Source organism: Micromonospora sp. NBC_01740 (assembly GCF_035920365.1).
In the GTDB taxonomy this organism is placed as follows: Bacteria; Actinomycetota; Actinomycetes; order Mycobacteriales; family Micromonosporaceae; genus Micromonospora; species Micromonospora reichwaldensis.
Genome location: NZ_CP109150.1, coordinates 1,330,072 through 1,352,248 on the forward strand (window position 1 = coordinate 1,330,072; position 22,177 = coordinate 1,352,248).

At 73.4% G+C, this 22,177-nt stretch carries 22 protein-coding genes; 16 read left to right on the forward strand and 6 right to left on the reverse strand.

What is annotated here, in order from left to right:
• Nucleotides 1-6 precede the first annotated feature (6 nt).
• Nucleotides 7-435, forward strand: coding sequence for a PH domain-containing protein (locus tag OG989_RS06350; RefSeq protein ID WP_151457294.1), 429 nt, complete (start codon nucleotides 7-9; stop codon nucleotides 433-435).
• A 26-nt stretch (nucleotides 436-461) separates the two neighbouring features.
• Here OG989_RS06350 and OG989_RS06355 read toward each other — a convergent pair whose 3' ends face one another.
• Together OG989_RS06355 and OG989_RS06360 are read right to left on the reverse strand one after the other, a co-directional pair.
• Entirely contained in the window at nucleotides 462-1,376 is a 915-nt protein-coding gene (locus OG989_RS06355) for a rhomboid family intramembrane serine protease (RefSeq protein WP_151457295.1), read from the reverse strand.
• Nucleotides 1,377-1,470: 94 nt separating this feature from the next.
• Nucleotides 1,471-2,001, reverse strand: coding sequence for a peptidylprolyl isomerase (locus tag OG989_RS06360; protein WP_151457296.1), 531 nt, complete (start codon nucleotides 1,999-2,001; stop codon nucleotides 1,471-1,473).
• An 84-nt stretch (nucleotides 2,002-2,085) separates the two neighbouring features.
• On the opposite strand from OG989_RS06360, the gene OG989_RS06365 reads away from it, so the two are divergent.
• Entirely contained in the window at nucleotides 2,086-2,898 is an 813-nt protein-coding gene (locus OG989_RS06365) for a hypothetical protein (protein ID WP_327029976.1), read from the forward strand.
• Nucleotides 2,899-3,024: 126 nt separating this feature from the next.
• Here the strand turns inward: OG989_RS06365 and corA are convergent, their stop codons facing one another.
• The 3 genes from corA to OG989_RS06380 all read right to left on the reverse strand — a co-directional run bounded on the left by corA (nucleotide 3,025) and on the right by OG989_RS06380 (nucleotide 6,180).
• Nucleotides 3,025-4,083, reverse strand: a complete 1,059-nt coding sequence (gene corA / locus OG989_RS06370) for a magnesium/cobalt transporter CorA (protein ID WP_327031123.1) — start codon at nucleotides 4,081-4,083, stop codon at nucleotides 3,025-3,027.
• 437 nt (nucleotides 4,084-4,520) lie between these two features.
• Complete coding sequence (locus OG989_RS06375) at nucleotides 4,521-5,615, reverse strand: aminotransferase-like domain-containing protein (RefSeq protein ID WP_121397512.1); 1,095 nt, start codon at nucleotides 5,613-5,615, stop codon at nucleotides 4,521-4,523.
• A gap of 106 nt (nucleotides 5,616-5,721) precedes the next feature.
• Nucleotides 5,722-6,180, reverse strand: coding sequence for an ester cyclase (locus OG989_RS06380; RefSeq protein ID WP_151455569.1), 459 nt, complete (start codon nucleotides 6,178-6,180; stop codon nucleotides 5,722-5,724).
• Between the two features lie 180 nt (nucleotides 6,181-6,360).
• On the opposite strand from OG989_RS06380, the gene OG989_RS06385 reads away from it, so the two are divergent.
• From OG989_RS06385 to OG989_RS06405, 5 genes are all read left to right on the forward strand, one after another.
• Nucleotides 6,361-6,810, forward strand: coding sequence for an NUDIX domain-containing protein (locus OG989_RS06385; protein WP_089002894.1), 450 nt, complete (start codon nucleotides 6,361-6,363; stop codon nucleotides 6,808-6,810).
• Nucleotides 6,807-7,577, forward strand: coding sequence for a hypothetical protein (locus tag OG989_RS06390; protein WP_327029977.1), 771 nt, complete (start codon nucleotides 6,807-6,809; stop codon nucleotides 7,575-7,577). Before OG989_RS06385 ends, OG989_RS06390 begins: the two co-directional genes overlap by 4 nt.
• Before the next feature lie 79 nt (nucleotides 7,578-7,656).
• A complete protein-coding gene (locus OG989_RS06395; protein ID WP_151455571.1) occupies nucleotides 7,657-8,388 on the forward strand; it encodes a phosphocholine cytidylyltransferase family protein in 732 nt (243 codons plus the stop codon).
• Nucleotides 8,376-9,443, forward strand: a complete 1,068-nt coding sequence (locus OG989_RS06400; protein WP_151455572.1) for an iron-containing alcohol dehydrogenase family protein — start codon at nucleotides 8,376-8,378, stop codon at nucleotides 9,441-9,443. Before OG989_RS06395 ends, OG989_RS06400 begins: the two co-directional genes overlap by 13 nt.
• Nucleotides 9,418-10,140: a CDP-alcohol phosphatidyltransferase family protein gene (locus tag OG989_RS06405; RefSeq protein WP_327029978.1), complete on the forward strand. Its 723-nt coding sequence runs from the start codon at nucleotides 9,418-9,420 to the stop codon at nucleotides 10,138-10,140. The genes OG989_RS06400 and OG989_RS06405 overlap by 26 nt, the downstream gene beginning before the upstream one ends.
• Nucleotides 10,141-10,440: 300 nt before the next feature.
• Here the strand turns inward: OG989_RS06405 and OG989_RS06410 are convergent, their stop codons facing one another.
• Entirely contained in the window at nucleotides 10,441-11,700 is a 1,260-nt protein-coding gene (locus tag OG989_RS06410; RefSeq protein ID WP_327029979.1) for a glycosyltransferase, read from the reverse strand.
• A gap of 24 nt (nucleotides 11,701-11,724) precedes the next feature.
• On the opposite strand from OG989_RS06410, the gene OG989_RS06415 reads away from it, so the two are divergent.
• The 9 genes from OG989_RS06415 to OG989_RS06455 all read left to right on the forward strand — a co-directional run bounded on the left by OG989_RS06415 (nucleotide 11,725) and on the right by OG989_RS06455 (nucleotide 22,161).
• Nucleotides 11,725-12,585, forward strand: coding sequence for an Fpg/Nei family DNA glycosylase (locus OG989_RS06415; RefSeq protein WP_151455575.1), 861 nt, complete (start codon nucleotides 11,725-11,727; stop codon nucleotides 12,583-12,585).
• A gap of 265 nt (nucleotides 12,586-12,850) precedes the next feature.
• Nucleotides 12,851-14,422, forward strand: coding sequence for a sugar transferase (locus OG989_RS06420; protein WP_151455581.1), 1,572 nt, complete (start codon nucleotides 12,851-12,853; stop codon nucleotides 14,420-14,422).
• Nucleotides 14,423-14,460: 38 nt separating this feature from the next.
• Complete coding sequence (locus tag OG989_RS06425; protein WP_151455576.1) at nucleotides 14,461-15,711, forward strand: sensor histidine kinase; 1,251 nt, start codon at nucleotides 14,461-14,463, stop codon at nucleotides 15,709-15,711.
• 17 nt (nucleotides 15,712-15,728) lie between these two features.
• Complete coding sequence (locus OG989_RS06430) at nucleotides 15,729-16,490, forward strand: LytR/AlgR family response regulator transcription factor (RefSeq protein ID WP_151455582.1); 762 nt, start codon at nucleotides 15,729-15,731, stop codon at nucleotides 16,488-16,490.
• 81 nt (nucleotides 16,491-16,571) lie between these two features.
• The gene (locus tag OG989_RS06435) at nucleotides 16,572-17,237 is read left to right on the forward strand and encodes a DUF5701 family protein (RefSeq protein ID WP_327029980.1); all 666 of its coding nucleotides are present in this window, start codon (nucleotides 16,572-16,574) and stop codon (nucleotides 17,235-17,237) included.
• A 287-nt stretch (nucleotides 17,238-17,524) separates the two neighbouring features.
• Complete coding sequence (locus tag OG989_RS06440; protein ID WP_151455584.1) at nucleotides 17,525-17,914, forward strand: DUF485 domain-containing protein; 390 nt, start codon at nucleotides 17,525-17,527, stop codon at nucleotides 17,912-17,914.
• A gap of 1 nt (nucleotide 17,915) precedes the next feature.
• Complete coding sequence (locus OG989_RS06445) at nucleotides 17,916-19,556, forward strand: sodium/solute symporter (RefSeq protein ID WP_327029981.1); 1,641 nt, start codon at nucleotides 17,916-17,918, stop codon at nucleotides 19,554-19,556.
• Between the two features lie 155 nt (nucleotides 19,557-19,711).
• Nucleotides 19,712-20,476 carry an ABC transporter ATP-binding protein gene (locus OG989_RS06450; RefSeq protein ID WP_151455374.1) on the forward strand — a complete coding sequence of 255 codons (765 nt, stop codon included), beginning with the start codon at nucleotides 19,712-19,714 and terminating at the stop codon, nucleotides 20,474-20,476.
• On the forward strand, nucleotides 20,461-22,161 hold the full coding sequence (locus OG989_RS06455; RefSeq protein ID WP_327029982.1) for an ABC transporter permease: 1,701 nt from the start codon (nucleotides 20,461-20,463) through the stop codon (nucleotides 22,159-22,161). The genes OG989_RS06450 and OG989_RS06455 overlap by 16 nt, the downstream gene beginning before the upstream one ends.
• The last annotated feature ends 16 nt before the right edge of the window (nucleotides 22,162-22,177 follow it).

The window sequence follows — 22,177 nt, forward strand, 5'->3', positions numbered from 1 at the left end:
GAACGGATGGCTGCACACCCGGCCCCGACCCGGCAGTGGCGGGTGCCGCCCACCCTGCCGGCGCTCAAGCTGACCGGCGCGGTCGCGCTGCTCGCGCTGGCCCTGCTCCTCGACGGGAGCGACCCGATCCGGCTGGCGCTGGCCGTGCTCACGGCCGCCGCGCTTGCCGGCTGGGCCGCGCGCGACCTGGTCGCGCCCGTCCGGCTCGCGGTCGACCCGGACGGGATCACGGTCGTCCGGGGCTTCGCGGGACACCGACGGCTGCCCTGGTCGGCCGTCGAGAAGGTGACCGTGGACCGCCGCGCACGGCGGGGCCTGACCAGCGAGCTGTTGGAGATCGACGCGGGGGAGTCGCTGCACCTCTTCGGCCGCCACGACCTCGGCGCGGACCCCGCCGAGGTGGCCGAGGCCCTGCGCGAGGCCCGCCCGCACTGAGCGGGCCCGCGCATCCGGGCGGAGGGTCAGCCGCCGACGATGGCCGCGGTACGGACCATGGCCAGGCCGATCAACGCCACCACGATCAACGCGCCGCCCGCGAACTGCACCAGCGTCCGGCGCGACCGTGGGGCGTACGCGAACACGAGCGCCAGCAGCGCGCCGACCACCAGGCCGCCCAGGTGCCCGGGAATCGAGATGCCCGGCACGGTGAACGTGAAGACCAGGTTGATCACCAGGACGGGGAGCACCTGGGAGATGTCCCGCCCCATCTTCCGTTCGATGACCACCAGCGCGGCGAACAGGCCGAAGATCGACGTGGAGGCGCCGGCGGTGAGTTGGTTCTCGGCGCTGAACAGGTAGGCGGCGACGTTCCCGCCCAGCCCGGCGACCAGGTAGAGCGTCAGGAACCGCAGCGGCCCGAGGCTGGCCTCCAGCGACCGGCCGAGCACCCACAGTGCCCACATGTTCAGCAGCAGGTGGACCACGCCGTAGTGCAGGAACATCGCGGTGACCAGGCGGTACCACTCGCCCTCGGCGATGCCGCCGACAGTGCCGTCCGGGAAGAGCGCGCCGCCGAGCACCGAGCCCCAGTCGGTCAGCGGCGTGCTGCCGCCCATCAGACCGCCGAAGCCGGAGCCGCCGACCGCCGCGTCCCCGCCCCGGTCGGAGGCGATGGAGAGCAGCATCATCAGCACGTTGAGCGCGATCAGCGCCTTGGTGACGTAGCCGTGGCGGCCGGCGGCACCGCCACCGAAGGCGGTACGCGCCGGCCGCACGCTACGACGTCCCTCCGCCACGCACTCCGGGCACTGGAACCCGACCGACGCCTCCCGCATGCAGTCCGGGCAGATCGGCCGGTCGCAGCGGGTGCAGCGGACGTAGGTCTCCCGGTCGGGGTGCCGGTAGCAGACCGGGGTGGTGGGTGGTGACTCGCTCACCACGCCAGCCCGCCGTCGCGGATCGCGCGGACCACCAACCGGTTCCGGCCCTCGGAGCGCTCAGTCATGTCGGCAAAGGTACCTCGCGGACCGCTCAGGCAGCGGTCCGCTCGATCTCGACCCGCTCGATGACGACGTCCTGCAGCGGCCGGTCGTTCGGACCGGTCGGGGTGTTGGCGATCGCGTCGACGACCTTCACGGACTGCTCGTCGGCCACCTTCCCGAAGATGGTGTGCCGGTTGTTCAGGTGCGGCGTCGGCGACACGGTGATGAAGAACTGCGAGCCGTTGGTGCCCGGCCCGGCGTTCGCCATCGCCAGCAGGTACGGCTGGTCGAAGCGCAGCTCCGGGTGAAACTCGTCACCGAACTTGTAGCCCGGGCCACCGCGCCCGGTGCCGGTCGGGTCGCCCATCTGGATCATGAAGCCGCTGATCACCCGGTGCGAGATCGTGCCGTCGTAGTACGGCCCGTTGCCCGGCTGACCCGTACGCGGGTCGATGTATTCGCGGTTGCCCTCCGCCAGCTCGACGAAGTTCTTCACGGTCTTCGGGGCGTGGTTCTGGAAGAGCTCCAGCCGGATCGGGCCAGCGTTGGTGTGCAAGGTGGCGTAGACAGCCTCGGCCACGGGTACTCCTCACTCGTTGGTCAGTTCCATGCGGATCCTCCCATGTGCCCGATCTGGCAGTGCGGAGGCATCCGAAGGTGGAGGATGACGAAGGAACAACTCCCAGGAGGTGGGACCGTGTTTGGAATCGGGCGGCGTAAGACCCAGGGGCAGCTGGCCAAGGTAGAGCTGAACCAGGGCCTCGGTCACCTGAGGCAGGCCGCGACGTACGCCGCGAGGGGTGCCGGCGCCACCGTCGCCCCGCGGGTCCAGGCGGCCCGGGGCGCCGTCGCGCCGACGGCCGTCATCGTGCGCGACCGCGCGTCCAGCGGCCTCGCGTCCACGGTCGCCGCGCTCGCGCCGCTGGCCCTGGCCGTCCGCAAGGCGCAGGCCGAGGCGGCGGGCAAGGCGGTCACCGGCAGGAAGGCCCTGGCAGCCAAGCAGGTCGCGGCCGGCAGGAAGGTCAAGGCGAAGAACATGAAGGCTTCCCGGAAGAAGAGCTCCCGGCGGGGCGGGTCCATGATGACCGGTCTGCTCGCGGCCGGCGCGGTGGCCGGGGTCGCCGCGGTGGCGATGCGGCGGCGCCGGGAGCAGCAGGAGTGGGCCGAGTACGACCCGACCCGCACCCTGGAGCCGATGCGCGACGAGGTGGAGACCATGGAGATCCGGACCCCGGTGACCGACGCCTCGACGGTGTCGAGCGGTTCGGGCGTGGCCGGCGGCCCGACCGGCGCCGGCAGCTCGGCGGTGGCCGGCGGCGACAGCGCCTCCACCACCACCCCCGGCAAGCAGCCGACGGTCCACGCGACGGACAAGGTCCCGTCGGTGGCCGAGGGCGCCAAGGACACCTCGGGCCGCCCGGCGGACGACCTGACCGAGGCGCTCGGCAAGGGCGGCGCCAAGAACGGCCGCCGCTGACACCCCTGTCGGTTCCGGAAAGCGCCGGCGAAGCGGCTCCCCGCCGCACCGCCGGCGCTTCCGCGCCCGGCGGGGCCACGGCGCCCGGTCCGCGCCCGGCGGCGGCTGCGCGTCAGGCCCGGACCGTCAGAGCCAGCCGTTGCGGCGGAACCAGCGGTAGAGGGCCAGCGAGATCGCGAGCATCAGGGCGAGCACGACCGGATAGCCGTACGTCATCCGCAGCTCGGGCATGACCTCGAAGTTCATCCCGTAGATGCCGGCGATGGCGGTCCACACGGCCGCGATGGCGGCCCACGCCGCGATCTTGCGCATGTCGTTGTTCTGGTCGACCGTGACCTGGGCCAGCCGCGCCTGGAGGATCGAGTTGAGCAGGTCGTCGTAGGAGTTGACCTGCTCGACGGTGCGGCTCAGGTGGTCCTGCACGTCGCGGAAGTAGCGGCGGATCTCCTTCGGCACGTCGCGGTTCATCTGCGCGGTGAGCGTCATCAGCGGGCGTTGCAACGGCATGACCGCCCGCTTGAACTCCACCAGTTCCCGCTTCATCTGGTAGATCCGCTGGATCCGGCCGGTGGACTGGCGGTCGAACACGTCGGCCTCCAGCGTGTCGAGGTCGTCCTCCAGCCGGTCGGCGACCTCCAGGTAGATGTCCACCACCCGGTCGGTGACCGCGTACGCCACCGCCCAGGGCCCCTGGAGCAGCAGGTCCTGCTTCGTCTCCAGGTCGGCGCGGACGGGGGCCAGCCGGCAGGCGTCCCCGTGCCGCACGCTGATCAGGAAGTTCGGGCCGATGAAGAGCATCACCTGGCCGGTCTCGACGACCTCGGAGTGCTCGGTCAGCTCGGCGTGCTCGCAGTACCGGGCGGTCCGCAGCACCAGGAAGCTGACCTCGCCGAACTGCTCCAGCTTGGGGCGCTGCTGCGCCTTCACCGCGTCCTCGACGGCCAGTTCGTGCAGCCCGTACGTGGCGGCGATGGCGGTCATCTCGGCCAGCTCCGGCTCGTGCAGACCGAGCCAGACGAAGCCGTGCTCCTCGCGGCGGGCCGCGGCGAGCGCCTCGGCGTACCGCCAGTCGCCGGGCTGCCGGCGGCCGTCCACGTAGAGGGCGCAGTCGACCACCGCGCTGCGCTGCGGGCCGGTCGGCGGGGACGCCTGCTGGGGGGTGTCGGAGTTGAGCCGGCGGGTCATCGCCCGCACCGGCGCCACCCAGTCCCGGGGCCTGAGCACCCGTCCGCCGTTCGACGCGGTCGTCCGCTCCCGGTCCGTCATCACGCCCCCTCCCCACGCGCTGCCGCCGGTGAACAGTACGCCGCCGTCGATGATCACCGCCGGTGACGATCGGCGGGAGGGTGGCGCCGGGTGGGCCGGGTCGCTTCAGGGGGGTGAGGGGACGACACGGCCCACCCGGCGCCCTTTGGGGGCGGGGGTTGTGCTGGTCGCGCCGCCCCACGTGCCGCCGGTCGGGCTGGCCCGGTCCCGTCGCCGGGCGCGGCGGGGGCCGGCACCGGGCGGTGAGTTCCGCTACACGTGGTGAGTGACGCTCGCAGCATTGTGGGCCGTCGGCCGCCCCGGCGGGAGTCCCGGGGCGGCCACGATCGTCCAACTGTCAGGAATCTGACAGAAATTCAGCTCCGTACGGCCGCCATGGCCTCCGCCAGGCGCCGCACGCCCTCGTCGATGCGGTCGGCGGTCACCGCCGAGTACGCCAGCCGCAGGGCGTGCCGCCCGCCGTCGACGACGAAGTCACTGCCCTTGACCACGGCGACCCCGCGCTCGGCGGCGGCCGGCGCGAGCCTGTCGACCTCGACGTCCTCGGGCAGCTCGACCCAGAGGAAGTAGCCGCCGTCCGGCTCCACGAACCGGGCCTCCGGGATGTGCCGGCGCAGGGACTCGGCCAGCACCCGGGCCCGCTCGCCGAGCGCGGCGCGCACGGTCTCGATGGAGCGCTCGATGTCGCCGGAGACGCAGAACTGGTGCACGATCGCCTCGGAGACCATGCCCGGCGAGATGTAGAGGCTGGTCGCCTTCTTCGCGATGTCGCCGATCAGGTCCGCCGGACCCACCAGGTAGCCGACCCGTACCCCCGGGCAGACCGTCTTGGTGAAGCTGGAGGCATGCACCACCACGTTGCGGGTGTCCAGCGAGAGCATCGACGGCAGCGCCTCGCCCCGGAACCGGATGTCGGCGTACGGGTCGTCCTCGAAGATCGTGAACTCGTACTCGGCAGCGAGGTCGAGCAGCTCCCGGCGCTTCTCCAGGCTCAGCGTCACGCCGGCCGGGTTCTGGTAGTTCGGGATGACGTGCGCCAGCCGGGGACGCACCCCGGACTCCAGCAGCTTGCGCAGCTCGGCGGTGTCGAGCCCGTCCGGCTGGATGGAGACGCCGTGCAGCTCGCTGCCCATCCGCTGGAGGTTGAGCAGCGTACGGTCGTACGTCGGACGCTCCACCACCACCGCGTCGCCGGGGCGGACCAGGTGGTCGAAGAGGAACGCGTCCGCCTGCAACGACCCGTTGGTGATCAGCACCTGGTCGGCGGAGACCCCGTGCTTCTCGGCGATCCACTTCCGCAGCGGGAGGTAGCCGACGGAGGTGCCGTACGCGGTCACCCCGGCGGGGTCGGCGTCGAACGCGCGGACGGCGGCGGCCTTGAGCCCCTCGACATCGACGATGTCCAGCGAGGGAGCGCCACGGGCGAAGGAGATCAGCTGCTCGGCGGTCATGGCTGTTCAGCGTACGGAAGGCAACGGGGTGCGCGCGGAAGGCACGGCGATGTCCGCATCCTGAGCCACCGGGACGGGTGACCGGCGTCGACCGGTCGGCGACAGGTCAGACCGGAAGGCCGAGCGGGTCGTGCTGCGCTTCCCGGGAGAGCCCGTCAACGTGCAGGCCGAGCGCCGCGATGAGCTGCCCCCAGTCGAAGTAGGACCGCCAGGCCGCGATCCGTCCGCGCCGGACCCGGACGACGTCGACCACGTCCCAGCTCACCAGCCGGCCGGTCGGCGCGACGGTGCCGAACGGGGTGTGCAGCACCCCCGTGTGGGTGCCGGTCAGCCGCTGCTCGACGGCAGCGCCGCCGGCCGTCTGCACCGACCCGAGCGGGTCGACGAACAGGTCCGGGAAAGCCCCGGTCCAGGTGCGCAGCAGGGCGGGCAACTCGATCGGACGCACCGTGACACCGGGCATCGAGTAGAAGGCGTCGGCCGCGTAGAGGTCCGGCAGCCGGGCCACGTCCCGCCGCAGGAGCATCGCGTACTGCTGCTCGACCAGCCGATCCGCGCCACGCATGAGGACCTCCGTCGCGGGTCACGGCCCGTCCGTGCCCGCACGGAATCCTTACCCGTCGATCGGCCCGCCACACCATCGCGCGTGCCGGCGTTCCGGCCGGCCCGGCCATCGGGGCCGCCCACGCACCGGCGACGAGGCCGGGCGTCGCCGGAGGGGGCCACCGCTCGCTACTGTCGTGGCGTGTCCACCGAGCCTCTACGCTGCGCCGGCGCGCTGATCGTCGACGACGACGGTCGACTCTTCGTCCAGCGACGGTCTCCCCACCGGCGCATCTTTCCCAACTGCTGGGACATCGTCGGCGGCCATCTGGAACCGGGCGAGGACTGGATGGACGCGCTGCGCCGGGAGGTGACCGAGGAGACCGGCTGGACGGTGTCGCACGTGCTCGGCCACGTCGGGGAGTACCGCTACGTCGCCGACGACGGCCTGGCCCGCGTCGAGCGCGACTGGCTGGTCCGGGTCGACGGCGACCTGGCCCGGCCGACGCTGGAGGCGGGCAAGCACACCGAGTTCCGGTGGCTCGCCGCCGACGAGCTGGACCTGCTCGACGAGCACCGCGACGTCAACGACGGCCTCATCCGCCGGATCGCGGCCGAAGGCTTCGCCGCCCTGCGTTCGATCGGTCTGTGAACGACACCGTCGAGCTGGCGCCGCACCGGTTCGCCGGCCTGGTCGCCCCGGCGATCGACCGGGCGTTCGTCGCCGGCATCCTCGCCGGCCGCGACGGCGGCGGCGCCGAGCTGAGCCAGCGGTACGGCGGGCCGGCGGCCACCGGCTTCCTGCTGGAGTTCCGCACCCGCCTCGCGGCGCCGGGCGGGACGGTCGACGAGGCCGGCTTCGCCGCGGTCACCCGCTACCGGGACCCGGTCGAGTGCCGGCGGGCCCTGGACAAGCAGGTCGCGTACGGGATGATCCACCGCAGCCCCGAGGGTGGGCTCACCGCCACCGAGCGCGGGCTGGCCTTCCTCGCCGAGATCTGGCAGGTGCACGCGGAGGTCACCGAGGAGCTCTGGGCGGGGCACGAGGAGCGGGTGCTGCGGCTGGTCGAGGCGTTCGGCCGGGTACTCACGTGCGCGCTGGTGCTGGCCGACGAGGAGGGCGCCGACGCGGGCGCCGCGTTCGCCGCGACGGCGCCGCCCTACGAGCCGGACGGCACCACGACCGGCGTGCTGCTGCTGAACCGGCTCGGCACGATGCGCTACCACCGGGCCGACGCGCACGCCGCCGCGTGGACGGCCGCCGGGCACAGCGCGGCGAGCGCCGCCGCCCTGCCGCCCGGCCCCGAGCAGCTCGCCATCGAGCTGGAGACCGACCGGCGGGCCGCCGCCCCGTACGCCGTGCTGACCGCCGAGGAGCGGCTGGCGGTGCTGGCCGACCTGGCGGCGCTGCCCGGCTGACCCGGTTGGCCGCAGGGGTGCCGCCGCGCGGGGCTATCCTCCAGCGGTGACCGGGAGTCGTACGAGGGAGGACGCCTCAATGATCGGGATGGTGCTCGCAGCCGGGGCGGGGCGCCGGCTGCGCCCGTACACCGACACCCTGCCCAAGGCGTTGGTGCCGGTGGACGGCGACACCACCATCCTGGACATCGCGCTGCGCAACCTGGCCGAGGTGGGGCTCACCGACATCGTGATCGTGGTCGGCTACGCCGCCGACGCGGTCGTCTCCCGCCAGGCCGACCTGGAGAAGCGGTACGGCGTCACGCTCACCCTCGTGCACAACGACAAGGCCGAGGAGTGGAACAACGCGTACTCCCTCTGGCTGGCCCGGGAGCACTTCGCCCGGGGAGTGCTGCTGGTCAACGGCGACACCGTGCACCCGGTGAGCGTGGAGAAGACCCTGCTGGCCGAGCGCGGCCCGGGCATCCTGCTCGCCGTCGACACCATCAAGCCGCTGGCCGAGGAGGAGATGAAGACCACCTTCGACGCCGCCGGCCAGCTCACCCGGATTACCAAGATCATGGACCCGGGCGAGGCGTACGGGGAGTACATCGGCGCGACGCTGATCGAGCCGCAGGTGGCCGACGCCCTCGCCGACGCGCTGGAGGCGACGTGGCGACGTGACCCGAACCTCTACTACGAGGACGGCTACCAGGAGTTCGCCGACCGGGGTGGCGAGGTGCGGGCGGCGCCGATCGGCGACGTCTCCTGGGTCGAGGTCGACAACCACGCCGACCTGGCCCGGGCGCGGGAGATCGCGTGCCACTACTAGCCCGTACGGTCAACACCCCGCTGGTGATCGAGGTCCGGCGGGGTGCGGTGGCCGACCTCGGGCCGCTGCTGGCCGACCGGCGGATCTCGGCCGGCGGGGACGTGGCCGTCGTGGTCGGCCCCGGGCAGGGTGAACGGATCGTCGAGCTGTGCCGGCCGTCGCTCGGCGCGGCCGACGTCTTCACCGTCGCCGGCGGCACCATCGACGCGGCGAACGACCTCGGTGACCGGCTGCGCCGCCGCCACTACGACGCCGTGGTGGGCATCGGCGGCGGCAAGACCATCGACACCGCCAAGTACGCCGCCACCCGCTACGGGATCCCGATGGTGACGGTGGCGACGAGCCTGGCGAACGACGGCATCGCCTCCCCCACCGCCTCGCTCGACCACGAGGGCGGCAAGGGCTCCTACGGGGTGCACATCCCGATCGCGGTCATCGTCGACCTCGACTTCGTGGAGAACGGCCCGGACCGGCAGACCCAGGCCGGCATCGGCGACGCGGTGAGCAACCTGAACGCCTGCGCCGACTGGGAGCTGGCCCACGAGGTACGCGGCGAGCCCATCGACGGGCTCGCGGTGACTTTGGCCAGGACGGGCGCCGAGGCGCTGCTCAACCATCCCGGCAAGATCACCGACGACGCCTTCCTCACCACGCTGGCCGAGGCGCTGATCATGGGCGGCATCGCCAGCTCGGTGTGCGGGTCGACGCGCCCCGCCAGCGGCGGCGACCACGAGATCTCCCACGCGATCGACCGGCTGCACCCCGGCACCGCCGCCCACGGCGAGCAGGTGGGGCTCGGCGCCCTCTTCTGCACGTTCCTGCGCGGCGACACCGACCGGTTCGGCCGGCTCGCCCACTGCCTGCACCGGCACGGCCTCGCCACCACGCCTGGCGACCTGGGCCTGACCGACGAGCAGTTCGTCGATGCCGTGCAGTTCGCGCCCCGGACCCGACCGGACCGCTACACGATCCTCGAACACCTGGCGATGTCGCCTACCGAGACGCGGGAGCGACTGGCAGACTACGCCGGTGCAATCCGCGACCACCTTGGCTGAGCCCCGTCCCACCGTCGCCGACTTCCACCGGGTGAACCGGGGCGGCGGCCTGTTCAGCGAATCGATCAGCCAGTGGCTGGGCGCGGTCTTCGCGCTCGTCGCCCAGCGCCTCGGGCTGCGCCCGACCGCGCTGACCATCGCCAACCTGGTGCTCGGCCTGGCCACCTCGATCACCGTGGTCGCGCTCGCCGGGCGGGTCGCCGCCGGCGACGTGCCGGCCTGGGCGGTCGGCCTACTCGCGCTGGTCGGCTGGCAGGTGGCGTACTGCCTGGACTGCGCCGACGGTCAGCTCGCCCGGGTGACGGGGCAGGGCAGCGCGGCGGGCGCCCGCGTCGACGTGCTCTGCGACGTGGCCGCCCAGATCGCCCTGGTCGCCGCCCTGTCGGCGACGGCCGTGGCGCAGGAGCCGTCGACGCCGAGCTGGCTGGTCGCGGTCTTCGCCGGCACCTGGATGGTCAACCTGGTGACCTCCGTGATGCAGGCCGGCCCGAACGCCGCCAGCATGGTCACCTCGACCTCGCTGCCCGTACGCCTGGTGAAGCTGGTCCGCGACTACGGTGCGGTCATCTTCGCCGCCGGCCTGGTGCTGGCCTTCGCCCCCGCCCTCGTCCTCTGGGTGATGGTCGCGTTCACGATCGTCAACGGCGGTTTCCTGCTGGCCAGCATCGCCTTCTCCGCCCGCGCCTCCCTCCGCTAGCGCCTAGCCGTCACGATCCGCCAAGGCGTCTCCGGCCAGCCGAGGGTCCGCACGCGGCACGCTGTCGAGCCGATGTCGTAGCCGCTCCATCACCCTCGTGCTGATCACCGGCACGTTGGCCGCGCCGTCCTCCGGCCAACGGGAGATCTTGGTACGCAATGGCCCTTATAGGGGCCGCTAGCTACCAAGATCTCCGGAGGTCCTAAGGATTGGGACGGGGCTCCCGGAGGGCAGGAGCGGCTTCTGGTCAGGCCCCGAACCCCGCAGCAGCACGGCGATCGCTCTGCCCGCGGGCGTCGGTCAGTGGCGGCGGGCGACGCCCGCGTACACGTCAAGGAGGCGCTTGGTGACCACGTCGGGGTGGAACGTGCGCTCGTAGCGGGCGCGCGCCGCCGGGGCCAGCGTCGCGGCCCCCGCCCGGGCCACCGGCAGGGCGGCGGCCATGGCGGCCGGCTCCGGGGGGACCACCCAGCCCGCCTCGCCCGCCTGCACGCCGGCGGGCAGCGCGACGCGGCCCTCTCCCGGCACGGCCGTGGCGACGGCGGCCGGGCCGGTGCCGGCCGGCTCCCGGGGCGCGTCGGCGCCGACGAGGTACGGGATGCCGCCGAGCGCGGTGCCGAGCACCGGGCGGCCGGCGGCGAACGCCTCGATGATCACGGTGGGCAGCACGTCGTGCCAGGTGGAGGCCGCGATGATCACCGCGCTGGCCTCGACCGCGGCGCGCACCCCGGCGCGGTCCAGCGGCCCGAGGTAGGTCACGTCGGCGCGCTCGGCGGCGGCAGCCTCGGCCAGCGGGCGCAGCTCGCCGTCGCCCGCGATGCGCAGCGGGCCGAGCGCCCCGTCCGGGTGCCGCCGCCAGGCGTCCAGCAGCAGGTCCAGCCCCTTCTCTGGGGAGAGCCGGGCCATGTAGAGGAAGCCGTCGCCGAGCGGCGCGGGCGTTCCCGGGTCGGGGATGCCGTTCGGCTTCACCACGATCCGCTCGGCGGGGATGCCGTAGTCGCGCAGGTGGTCGGCGACCGCCGAGGTGAGCGCGACGAAGCGGTCGACCGAGCGCCAGGTGCCCCGGTGCACAGCCAGCGTGGTCGCCATCAGGGCGCTCTGCGCCCGCGAGCCCCGGTAGCAGCGGTGCACGATCGCCGGCACCCCCAGGGCCCGGCCCCGGCAGTCCTGGCAGATCATCCCGTCCCGGAAGTAGAGCCCCGAGGAGCAGACCTGGCGGTAGTTGTGCACCGTCTGCACCACCGGCACGCCGTGCCGGTGCGCGGTCCGCACGATCCAGGGCGAGATCAGGGGGTACGGGTTGTGCAGGTGCAGCACGTCTGGCCGGTGCTCCGTGATGAGCCGGCTCAGGTCCTCCTGCGCGCGGGGCGCCCAGATCGGCGAGATCGGCAGCAGCGCCTTGGCCGACTTCGACATCGTCGGGATCTCGTCCGAGCTGCGGATGAACGGCAGCACCTCCACCCCGGCTGCGGTGAGCTGGGCGATCTCCGCGTCGACGATCGTGTTCTCACCGGAGGGCTGAGCCTCCCGGTACCGGTTGTGCGCCACCACGATTCTCACGGGAAAGAAGGCTACCGTTGGCTGGTGCCCGAACTACCGGAGGTTGAGGCGCTCACGGACTACCTGCGTGAGCGCGCGGTGGGGCGGCGGGTCGACCGGTTGGAGGTCGCCGCGATCAGCGCCCTGAAGACGTACGACCCGGCGCCGACCGCCGCCGCCGGGCGGACCGTGACGGACGCCCGCCGGCACGGCAAGTTCCTCGACGTGGTGCTCGACGGCGACCTGCACCTGGTGGTCCACCTGGCCCGGGCGGGCTGGCTGCACTACCGGGAGGCGTTTCCGTCCGCCGCCCCGCTGCGCCCCGGCAAGGGCCCGATCGCGCTGCGGGTACGCCTCGACGACGGTTCCGGCTTCGACCTGACCGAGGCCGGCACCCAGAAGAGCCTCGCCGTCTACCTGGTCACCGACCCGCAGGCGGTGCCCGGGGTGGCCCGGCTCGGCCCCGACGCGTTCGCCGCCGACCTGGCCACCTTCACCGAGCGGATGCGCAGCCGCAAGGGCCAGGTCAAGGGGGTGCTCACCGACCAGACGGTGCTGGCCGGCGTCGGCAACGCGTACTCCGACGAGATCCTGCACGCGGCGAAGCTGTCCCCGTTCGCGATCACCAGCCGGCTGACCGACGACCAGTTGGCGACCCTGCACGGGGCGACGCGGGAGGTGCTCGGCGACGCGGTGCGCCGGTCGGTCGGGCAGAAGGCGGCCGAGCTGAAGGGCGAGAAGCGCTCGGGGCTGAAGGTGCACGCCCGGACGGGGCAGCCCTGCCCGGTCTGCGGGGACACCGTCCGCGAGGTCTCGTTCGCCGATTCCAGCCTCCAGTACTGCGCGACCTGCCAGACCGGCGGGAAGCCGCTCGCTGACCGCCGGTTGTCGCGGCTCGTACGGTGAGTGACGACACTGCCGACTACGGAACGGAATCGGCCATCCCGCGCCGAAGGTCTGAGTTGCGGCTCTACCGGGCCCGTCATCCATCGGTATAGTGGCTCGGTCCCCGGCTTCTGAAATGGCGCGGAGCCGGCCAGACGCCCGGCGGCACCACACCCGGCGCGTTGTCCCTCGGGTCAGCGCACGGGTCGGTGCCCGCGTGGGAGACTGGGACGGTGGGCGACCGGGCCCTCACGGTGAGTGAGCGGCTCGTGTCATGCGGGAGGACATGGGTGAGGTGACGACAAGCCTCCAGCGCCCGGTAACCAACACAGGCCGGAGCAAACTCGTGCGGCACGTCGACAGCTTCGAGATCCAGCCGCCGGCACCGCCGTCCCACAACGGCGTACCCCGGTCCGCGTGGGCTCGGGCCCGCCGTCGCGTGTCCCGCTGGCACCGCCCCTACATCACGCTCCTGCTGCTGCTCGACTTCGCAGCCGCCGCGGTCGCCAGCCTGATCGCCATCGAGACGTTCGACCAGTCGCGGGCGGGCTTCTACAACGCCGAGCAGGACCCGACGTGGTTCCACACGGTGGCGTTCGGGCTCCTGCCGCTCGGCTGGCTCGTCAGCCTCTGGGCCAACCGGGCCTACGACCGGCGCTACCTCGGGCTGGGCCCCGACGAGTACAAGCGGGTGATCCGGGCCGGAGTCGCCGTCGCCGCGACGGTGTCCTTCCTCGCCTTCGCCACCAAGACCGACCTGTCCCGCTACACGGTCGGCACCGCCCTGCTCGCGGCGCTGCTGCTGATCCTGCTGAACCGGATGCTCTGCCGCTTCGTGCTGCACGTGGTCCGGCGCAACATCAGCCAGGCGGGCCACCGGATGGTGCTGATCGGCACCCTGCCGGAGTGCCTGGAGGTCTACACGGCGGTCACCCGCAACCCGGCCGCCGGGCTGATGCCGGTCGCCATCCACATCACCGACGGCTACGCGGCGGCCAAGGGCATCGAGACCCCGGTCCCCGTGTACGCGGGCCGCGACGTCCTCGCCCTCGTCCGGGAGGTCGGCGGCGACACGATCGCGGTCTGCGGCTCGGCGAGCTCCGAGCCGGGCGAGCTGCGCCGGCTGGCCTGGCAGTTGGAGGGCTCGGGCGTCGACCTGGTCGTCGCCCCGCAGCTGACCGACATCGCCGGCCCCCGGGTGCACATCCGGCCGATCGAGGGCCTGCCGCTGCTGCACGTCGAGGAGCCGACCCTCTCCGGGCCGGCGCTGCTGGCCAAGAACCTGATGGACCGGGTGGCCGCCGGGTTCGGCCTGCTGCTGCTGGCCCCGGTCTTCCTGTTCATCGCGGTCGCGATCCGGATCTCCGACCCGGGCCCGGTCTTCTTCCGCCAGCCCCGGGTGGGCCACGAGGGCCGCACCTTCCGGGTCTGGAAGTTCCGCACCATGTACGTGAACGCGGAGGACCGGCTGGCCAGCCTGGTCGACCGGAACGAGACCGACGGCATGCTGTTCAAGATGAAGGAGGATCCCCGGGTCTTCCCGGTGGGCCGCTTCCTGCGCGCCTCCTCGCTGGACGAGCTGCCGCAGTTGATCAACGTGTTGAAGGGCGAGATGTCGCTGGTCGGGCCGCGCCCGCTGCCCGCCGACGACGGCGACTTCCTCGGCGACGTGCGCCGCCGCCTGCTGGTCCGGCCGGGCATGACGGGGCTGTGGCAGGTCTCCGGCCGCTCCGACCTGTCCTGGGACGAGGCGGTCCGGCTCGACCTCTACTACGTCGACAACTGGTCGCTGGCGTACGACCTGAGCATCCTGTGGCGCACCGTCGGGGTGGTGCTCGCCCGCAAGGGCGCGTACTGACCCTTGGCGTACGGGCCGGCAGGGGCCAGGATCGCTGCGTGGGTGGCAACCTCTCGGGCGTCTTCGGCGTCGTCTCGCTGCTCGCCGCGCTGGGTGCGGCCCTGTTCGCGGTGGTCCGGCTGCGCGCGCGGCGGGGCATCGCCACGGCCACCCAGCGAGCCACGTACGAGGTGCTGCACACCGCCGGGTTGGCCGCCGAGCAGCTGCGCGCGGGACTGAGCGCCGCGAACGCGGCGAAGGCCGTACGCCATCTGCGGGCGCTGGTGGGTGCGGCCGGGCTGGCGCTGACGGACCGGGAGAGCCTGCTCGCCCTCGACGGGCGGGGCGGGCACCACCACGCGCAACTGGTCGCGGCGGCCCGGCGGGCGGTGGCGACGGGCCGCTCGACCGTCCTCGGCGAGCCGGAGCTGCACTGCGACCGGGTCGACTGCCCGGTACGCGGCGCGGTGGTCGCCCCGCTGACCGGCGCGGACGGGCGCAGGGTCGGGGTGCTGGTCGCGGTCGCCGACGGCCAGCCGGAGCCGGGCCTGGTGCAGGCCACCCTGGAGACGGCACACTGGGCCGGCAACCAGCTCGCCCTGGCCGAGCTGGACTCCTCGCGGGAGCGGCTGGCCCGCGCCGAGGTACGCGCCCTGCGCGCGCAGATCAGCCCGCACTTCATCTACAACGCGCTGACCGCGATCGGCTCGTTCGTCCGCACCGACCCGGACCGGGCCCGGGAGCTGATCCTGGAGTTCGCCGAGTTCACGCGGTACTCGTTCCGGGCGCACGGCGAGTTCACCACGCTGGCCGAGGAGCTGCGCTCGATCGACCGCTACCTGACCATCGAGCGGGCCCGGTTCGGCGACCGGCTCCAGGTGCGCCTCCAGATCGCCCCGGAGGTGCTGCCCGTGACGCTGCCCTTCCTCTGCCTGCAACCGCTGGTGGAGAACGCCGTCCGGCACGGGTTGTCCCGCAAGCCGGGCACGGGCATGGTGAGCATCGAGGCCCGGGACGCGGGCACCGAGTGCCACATCACCGTGGAGGACGACGGAGTGGGGATGGATCCGAGCACGCTGACCGCCGGCATCGCCGAGCTGGCCGGCGCCGCCGGGGACCCGGGCGACGCCGCGCTGGCCGGCGTGGGGGACGACCCGGGCCAGCACGTCGGGCTCTCCAACGTCGACGAGCGGCTCCGGTCGGTCTTCGGGGACGGCTTCGGCCTCGTCGTCGAGACGGGCCTCGGCTCGGGCACGAAGGTGAGCATGCGGGTGCCGAAGTTCCATCCCGGCGTACGGGCCGGCTCGTGATCGAGCGGGCCGCGGAGGTGGGGGCGGCCGGGTTCCTGCGGGTGCTGGCGGTCGACGACGAGCCGCCGGCGCTGGACGAGTTGGCGTACCACCTGCGGGCCGACCCCCGGGTGGCCCGGCTGCACACGGCGGGGGACGCGACGGAGGCGCTGCGGGTGCTCCGCGACGGCGACGTGGACGTGGTCTTCCTCGACATCCGGATGCCCGGGCTGGACGGCATGGAGCTGGCCCGGGTGCTGCGCCGCTTCGCCCGGCCACCGGCGATCGTCTTCGTCACCGCGTACGACGACGGGGCGGTGGACGCGTTCGACCTGGGCGCCACCGACTACGTCCGCAAGCCCGTACGCGCCGAGCGGCTCGCCGAGTCGCTGCGCCGGGTGATCGGCGCGCGGGTGGTGCCGTCGCACCCGGCGGCGCTGGCCCGGGCGGAGGAGGACCCGACCATCCCCATCGAGCTGGCCGGTACGACGCGGATGCTGCCCCGCTCGGCGGTGCGCTGGGTGGAGGCGCAGGGCGACTACGCCCGCCTGCACACCGCCGACGGCTCGCACCTGGTCCGGGTGTCGCTGGCGACCCTCGCGGAGCGCTGGGCGGACGCCGGGTTCGTCCGCATCCACCGGTCCTACCTGGTGCAGCTCAAGCTGATCGCGGAGCTGCGGCTGGTCAACTCCGGCTACGTCGTGGTGGTCGACTCGGCGGAGCTGCCGGTCAGCCGCCGGCACACCCGCGAGCTGAAGGACAAGCTGGTCCGCGCGGCGAAGCAGGACTGGAACCGCTGACCCCGATCTTCATCGCGGGTCGGGAATAGGCGCGCTTCGGCGTACGCTGTACGGTACTCCGTACGACAATTGGAGGCCGCCTTGTTCGACGCCGCGACCGAATTCGACCGCCAGCTCGACCGGCTGGTGGAGCTGGGCTATCCGGCCCTGGCCGAGCTGACCGAGGACGCCTTCCGTGACCTGGTCGCGCCGCTGCGCGCGGCGGCCGTCGCCGGGGCGGCCGACCTGCCCGCCCCGACCGAGGGGCGGGTGCCCTTCCTTCTGGTGGTCACCCGCGACCTGGTGCCGGTGGAGGAGCGCGTCGCGCTGACCACCCTCGCCGGCAAGCGGAAGCCGGGGATCGTCGACCGGCACTACGCCGAGGGCGACCTGCCGAAGTTCGACCCGATCAAGGAGCTGGAGGTGCCGGCCGGGCCGGCGTACCTGCTCTTCGACGTCGACCGGGGCGAGGAGACGCTGAATCTCGCGCCCGCCGTCGCCATGGAGGTGATCACCGGCCAGGACCGGCTGCCGCTCACCATCGACGAGGGGCTCGCCTTCGTCACCCTGTACCCGGAGGCGCTGGCGAAGAACAAGTGCTTCTCGCTGGTCGGCTCCCGCTGCGGCGACAAGCGGGTGCCGGCGCTCTGGATCAGCCAGGGCGCGCCGAAGCTCGGCTGGTGCTGGTACGGCAACCCGCACACCTGGCTCGGCTCCGCCTCCGCCCGCCCGGAGCGCGTCGGCCTGGAGCACGTCGACACGAAGTGAGTGCCGCGCGGTGGGGTGACCGACCACCGGCTGCCCCGCCGCGCCCGCCACGAGTTATCCACAGGCGTGACCCGTTCTCCACAGGTTGTCCACAGCCCGGTGTGGACGGCTTCGCCCGAGCCGGCCCGGGCGGGCGTGACGCCGACGACTGCCCTTGACATTCGCGGCGATCGGGCGAGACTGCCGGGGTGGCCGCTGCCGACGATCCCGTCCCCGCGCCCCGGCAGGGCGGGTCTGGGACGCCCGAGCACGCGAGCCGGACGCCCGGGCACGCGGGCCGGCCCGGGGTGCCGGGGCGGCCCACGCCACCCCAGCCCCGGACCCGGATCGTGCTGGCCGAGGTGTCCCGCCGCGAGGACCGGGCGGAACGCACCCGCGCCGAGCTGGCCCAGCAGACCCGGGTCGGCGACGCGCTCGTACGGGGGCTGGTCCGGGCCCAGTTCGCGCTGGCCCTGCGGCTCTCCCTGGTGGTGGCGATCGGGCTCGGCGGGCTGCCGTGGCTCTTCGCCGTCGCGCCCGCCGTCGGCCGGGTCACCGTGCTCGGCGTCAACCTGCCCTGGCTGCTGCTCGGGGTGGCGTCGTTCCCGTTCCTGATCGCCGTCGGCTGGGCGTACGTGCGGTTGGCCGAGCGCAACGAGCAGGACTTCACCGACCTGGTCCAGCGGCCGGAGCGCTGAGGTGGGCAACGGCTTCGTCGTACCGGCGATCGTGGCGGTCACCCTGGTCACCGTCGGCATCGGCTTCTACGGGCTGCGGCTGGCGCGGACCACCTCCGACTTCCTGGTCGCCTCGCGGGCGATCAGCCCCACCTGGAACGCCGCCGCCATCGGCGGGGAGTACCTGTCGGCGGCGAGCTTCCTCGGGGTCGCCGGGCTGATCCTCAAGTACGGCGTCGACGTGCTCTGGTATCCCGTCGGCTTCGCCGCCGGCTACCTCGCCCTGCTGCTCTTCGTGGCCGCGCCGCTGCGCCGCTCCGGTGCGTTCACCCTGCCGGACTTCTGCGAGCTGCGGCTCGGGTCGCGTCGGCTGCGCACCCTCGCCACCGTCTTCGTGATCTTCATCGGCTGGCTCTACCTGGTGCCGCAGCTCCAGGGGGCGGGGCTGACGCTGGCCACGGTGACCGGCTCGCCGTACCCGTTGGGGGCCCTGCTGGTGGCCGTGGTGGTCACCGCGAACGTCGCGCTCGGCGGCATGCGCGCGATCACCTTCGTGCAGGCCTTCCAGTACTGGCTGAAGCTGACCGCGCTGGCCGTACCGGCGATCTTCCTGGCGTTGCAGTGGCAGGCCGACGCCCGCCCGGCGGTGACCCCGCCCGACGGGCCGACGTTCCGGACCGCCACCACCGTCGTGGTCGAGCACCGCGCGACCCTCACCCACCCCGACGGCCGGATCCAGGAGGTACGCCCCGGCGACGAGCTCTCCTTCGCCGCCGGCGACCCGGTGCCGGAGGTGTCCGGGGTCGCCACCGACGCCGCCGACTGGCTGCTGCCCAGCGCCGCCGGGGACGACGACCGAGGGCTGTTCGCCACGTACTCGCTGATCCTGGCCACGTTCCTCGGCACGATGGGCCTGCCGCACGTGCTGGTCCGCTTCTACACCAACCCCGACGGCGCCGCCGCCCGCCGCACCACGCTGGTGGTGCTCGCCCTGGTCGGGGCGTTCTACCTGCTGCCCACCATCTACGGGGTGCTCGGCCGGATCTACACCCCGCAACTGCTGCTCAGCGGGCAGACCGACGCGGTGGTGGTGCTGCTGCCCGGCGCGGCGCTCGGCGACGGCACCGCCGGCCGGCTGCTCGCCGCGCTGGTCGCGGCCGGCGCGTTCGCGGCCTTCCTCTCCACCTCGTCGGGGCTGCTCACCAGCGTCGCCGGGGTGATCTCCACGGACGTGCTGGGGCGCGGCTCGGTACGCGGCTTCCGGCTCGCCACGGTGATCGCCGGGGCCGTGCCGACGGTGCTCGCGCTCAACCTCGCCGGGCTGGACGTGTCCCAGGTCGTCGGGCTGGCCTTCGCGGTCGCCGCGTCCAGCTTCTGCCCCCTGCTGGTGCTCGGCATCTGGTGGCGCGGGCTGACCGACCTCGGCGCCGCCGCCGGGATCCTGGTCGGCGGCGGCGCGGCGGTCGGGGCGGTGCTGGTCACGGTGCTCGGCCCGCCGCTGTCCGGCTGGCCGGCCACGCTCACCGCCCAGCCGGCCGCCTGGACGGTGCCGCTCGCCTTCACCGTGATGGTGGCGGTCTCGATGGCGACCCGCCGCCGGGCGCCGGCTGACATCGGCGCCACCATGCTCCGCCTGCACGCCCCGGAGGCGCTACGGCTGTAAGGAAGGGCCCCTGTCAACGCCTGCGGTAGCGGGAGGGGCCCTTCCTGACAGGCGGGCCGGACGTTCCAGCGGCGCCGACGGGTACGACTCGGGGATGACCGGGGATCATCCTGCGGCCGGAGCAGCCGCTGGTCGCGGCCGGATACGGTCGACACATGACTGCTGAGCACCCGGCGCTCTCCCTGCGTGGCCTGGCGAAACACTTCGACGGCAAGGTCGCCGTCGCCGGTGTCGACCTCGACGTGCCGGCCGGCTCCTTCTACGGACTGCTCGGCCCGAACGGCGCGGGGAAGACCACCACCCTGTCGATGGCGGTCGGGCTGCTCCGACCGGACGCCGGCGACGCCCGGGTGCTCGGTCACGACGTCTGGGCCGACCCGGTGCAGGCGAAGCAGCTGCTCGGCGTGATGCCCGACGGCGTACGGCTCTTCGACCGGCTCAGCGGCGCGGAGCTGCTCGCGTACCACGGCCTGCTGCGGGGGATGGACCCGGCGGTGGTCGACCAGCGGGCGGCGGAGCTGCTGGACGTGCTCGCGCTCGGCGACGCCGGCCGGACCCTGGTGGTCGACTACTCGGCGGGCATGAAGAAGAAGATCGGGCTGGCCTGTGCGTTGCTGCACGGGCCCCGGCTGCTGGTGCTGGACGAGCCCTTCGAGGCGGTCGACCCGGTGTCGGCCGCGCTGATCCGGGACATCCTGCACCGCTACGTGACCGGGGGCGGCACCGTCGTCTTCTCCAGCCACGTGATGGAGGTCGTCGAGCGGCTCTGCTCGCACGTGGCGATCCTGGCGGCGGGCACCATCAAGCGGGTCGGTCCCATCGACGAGGTGCGCGGCGGCCGCTCGCTGGAGCAGGTCTTCGTCGAGGTGGTCGGCGGCCGTACGGCGACCGGCGAGGAGTTGGCGTGGCTGTCGCGGTGACCGAACCGACCGTCTCCGCCCAGCCCGTCCGGAAGGTCTCCGCCCGGCACTTCGTCCGGCTCAAGCTGCGGGTGATGGGCAACAACTTCCGGGGTCAGGGCTGGCGGGTCGCCCTCTTCGTGGGCGGCGCGGTGGCCGGGCTCTGGTTCGCCGGCACCGGCTTCTTCCTCTTCGCCGCGCCCGGCCTGGCCGACGAGAGCCGCTGGGCGCTGATGGTGGCCGCCTTCGGCGGTGGCCTGACGGTGCTCGGCTGGCTGCTGTTGCCGCTGGTCTTCTTCGGGGTGGACGAGACGCTGGACCCGGCGAGGTTCGCGCTGCTGCCGCTGCCCCGCCGCACGCTCGTCACCGGGCTCTTCGCCGCCGCCTTCGTCAGCGTCCCCACGATCTCGGTGCTGCTGGCCCTGTGCGGGCTGGTGGTCACCGCCGGAGCGCTGGGCGGCTGGTCGGCCGCCGCGGTCGCCCTCGTCGGGGTGGTCGGCGGGCTGCTGCTCTGCGTCGCCGCGGCTCGCGCGGTGACCAGCGCCTTCGCCACCGCGCTGCGGTCCCGCCGGGTCCGCGACCTCGCCGCCGTGCTGCTCGCCGTACTCGCCGCGCTGCTCGGGCCGTTGCAGCTCCTGGGCATCGCCGCCCTCTCCGACGCCGACTGGGACCGCCTCCAGGGGGTGGCAGAGGTGGTCGCCTGGACCCCGTTCGGCGCTCCCTGGACGGCCGGCATCGACGTGGCCGAGGGCCGCCCCTGGGCCGCGCCGGTGAAGCTGCTGATCACGGCGGCGACGATCGTCGCGCTGCTGGCCTGGTGGTCCCGCTCGCTCGAGTCCGCGATGGTGGGCACGGCCAGTGCCGGGCCGGCCCGCCCCCAGCGCGGCGCGACCGGTGGAGCGGTCGCCCAGCTCTTCCCGAGGGCCGTCGGCTGGGCCCGGCGGGACCGGTTCGGCGCTCTCGTCGCCCGGGAGGCCCGCTACTGGTGGCGGGACGCCCGACGCCGGGCCAACCTGATCACCGTCGCGGTCGTCGGTCTCTTCGTGCCGGTCATGGTCAACCTGGGCGGCTCGGGCTTCACGATCGACGGCGCGGAGGGGTTCACGGCCAGCTCCGACCCGTCCCCGGTGCTGTCCAGCCTGTCGATGCTCTTCGTCGGGCTGCTCGCCGCCGTCACCCTGGCCAACCAGTTCGGCTTCGACGGCAGCGCGTACGCGGCGAACGTGGTCGCGGGCGTCTCCGGCCAGCAGGAGCTGCGCGCCCGGATGGCCGCGTTCTCGCTCTATGTCCTGCCGATGCTGGCGGTGATCTCCGTGGTCGTCGCGGTGGTCATCGGCGAGCCCGGCTGGATCGGGCTGATGGCGGGCACCCTGTTCGCCACGTACGGCGCGGGGCTGGCGGTGAACTGCTTCGTCTCGGTGCTCGGGGCGTACTCGCTGCCGGAGACGAGCAACCCGTTCGCGCTGAACACCGGTGCCGGGATCGCGAAGAGCTTCCTCACCCTGCTGGCGATGCTCGCCACCGCGGTGGCGGCGGTGCCGATGGTGGTGGCCGCCGGGCTGCTCGGCGACGTCTGGCTCTGGCTGGCCCTGCCGCTCGGGGCCGCGTACGGCCTGGGGGCGGCGCTGCTCGGCGCGTACCTGGCCGGCGACGTGCTGGACCGCCGGATGCCGGAACTGCTCGCCACGGTCACCCCGCGCCGCTGACGATCGAACAGGACAA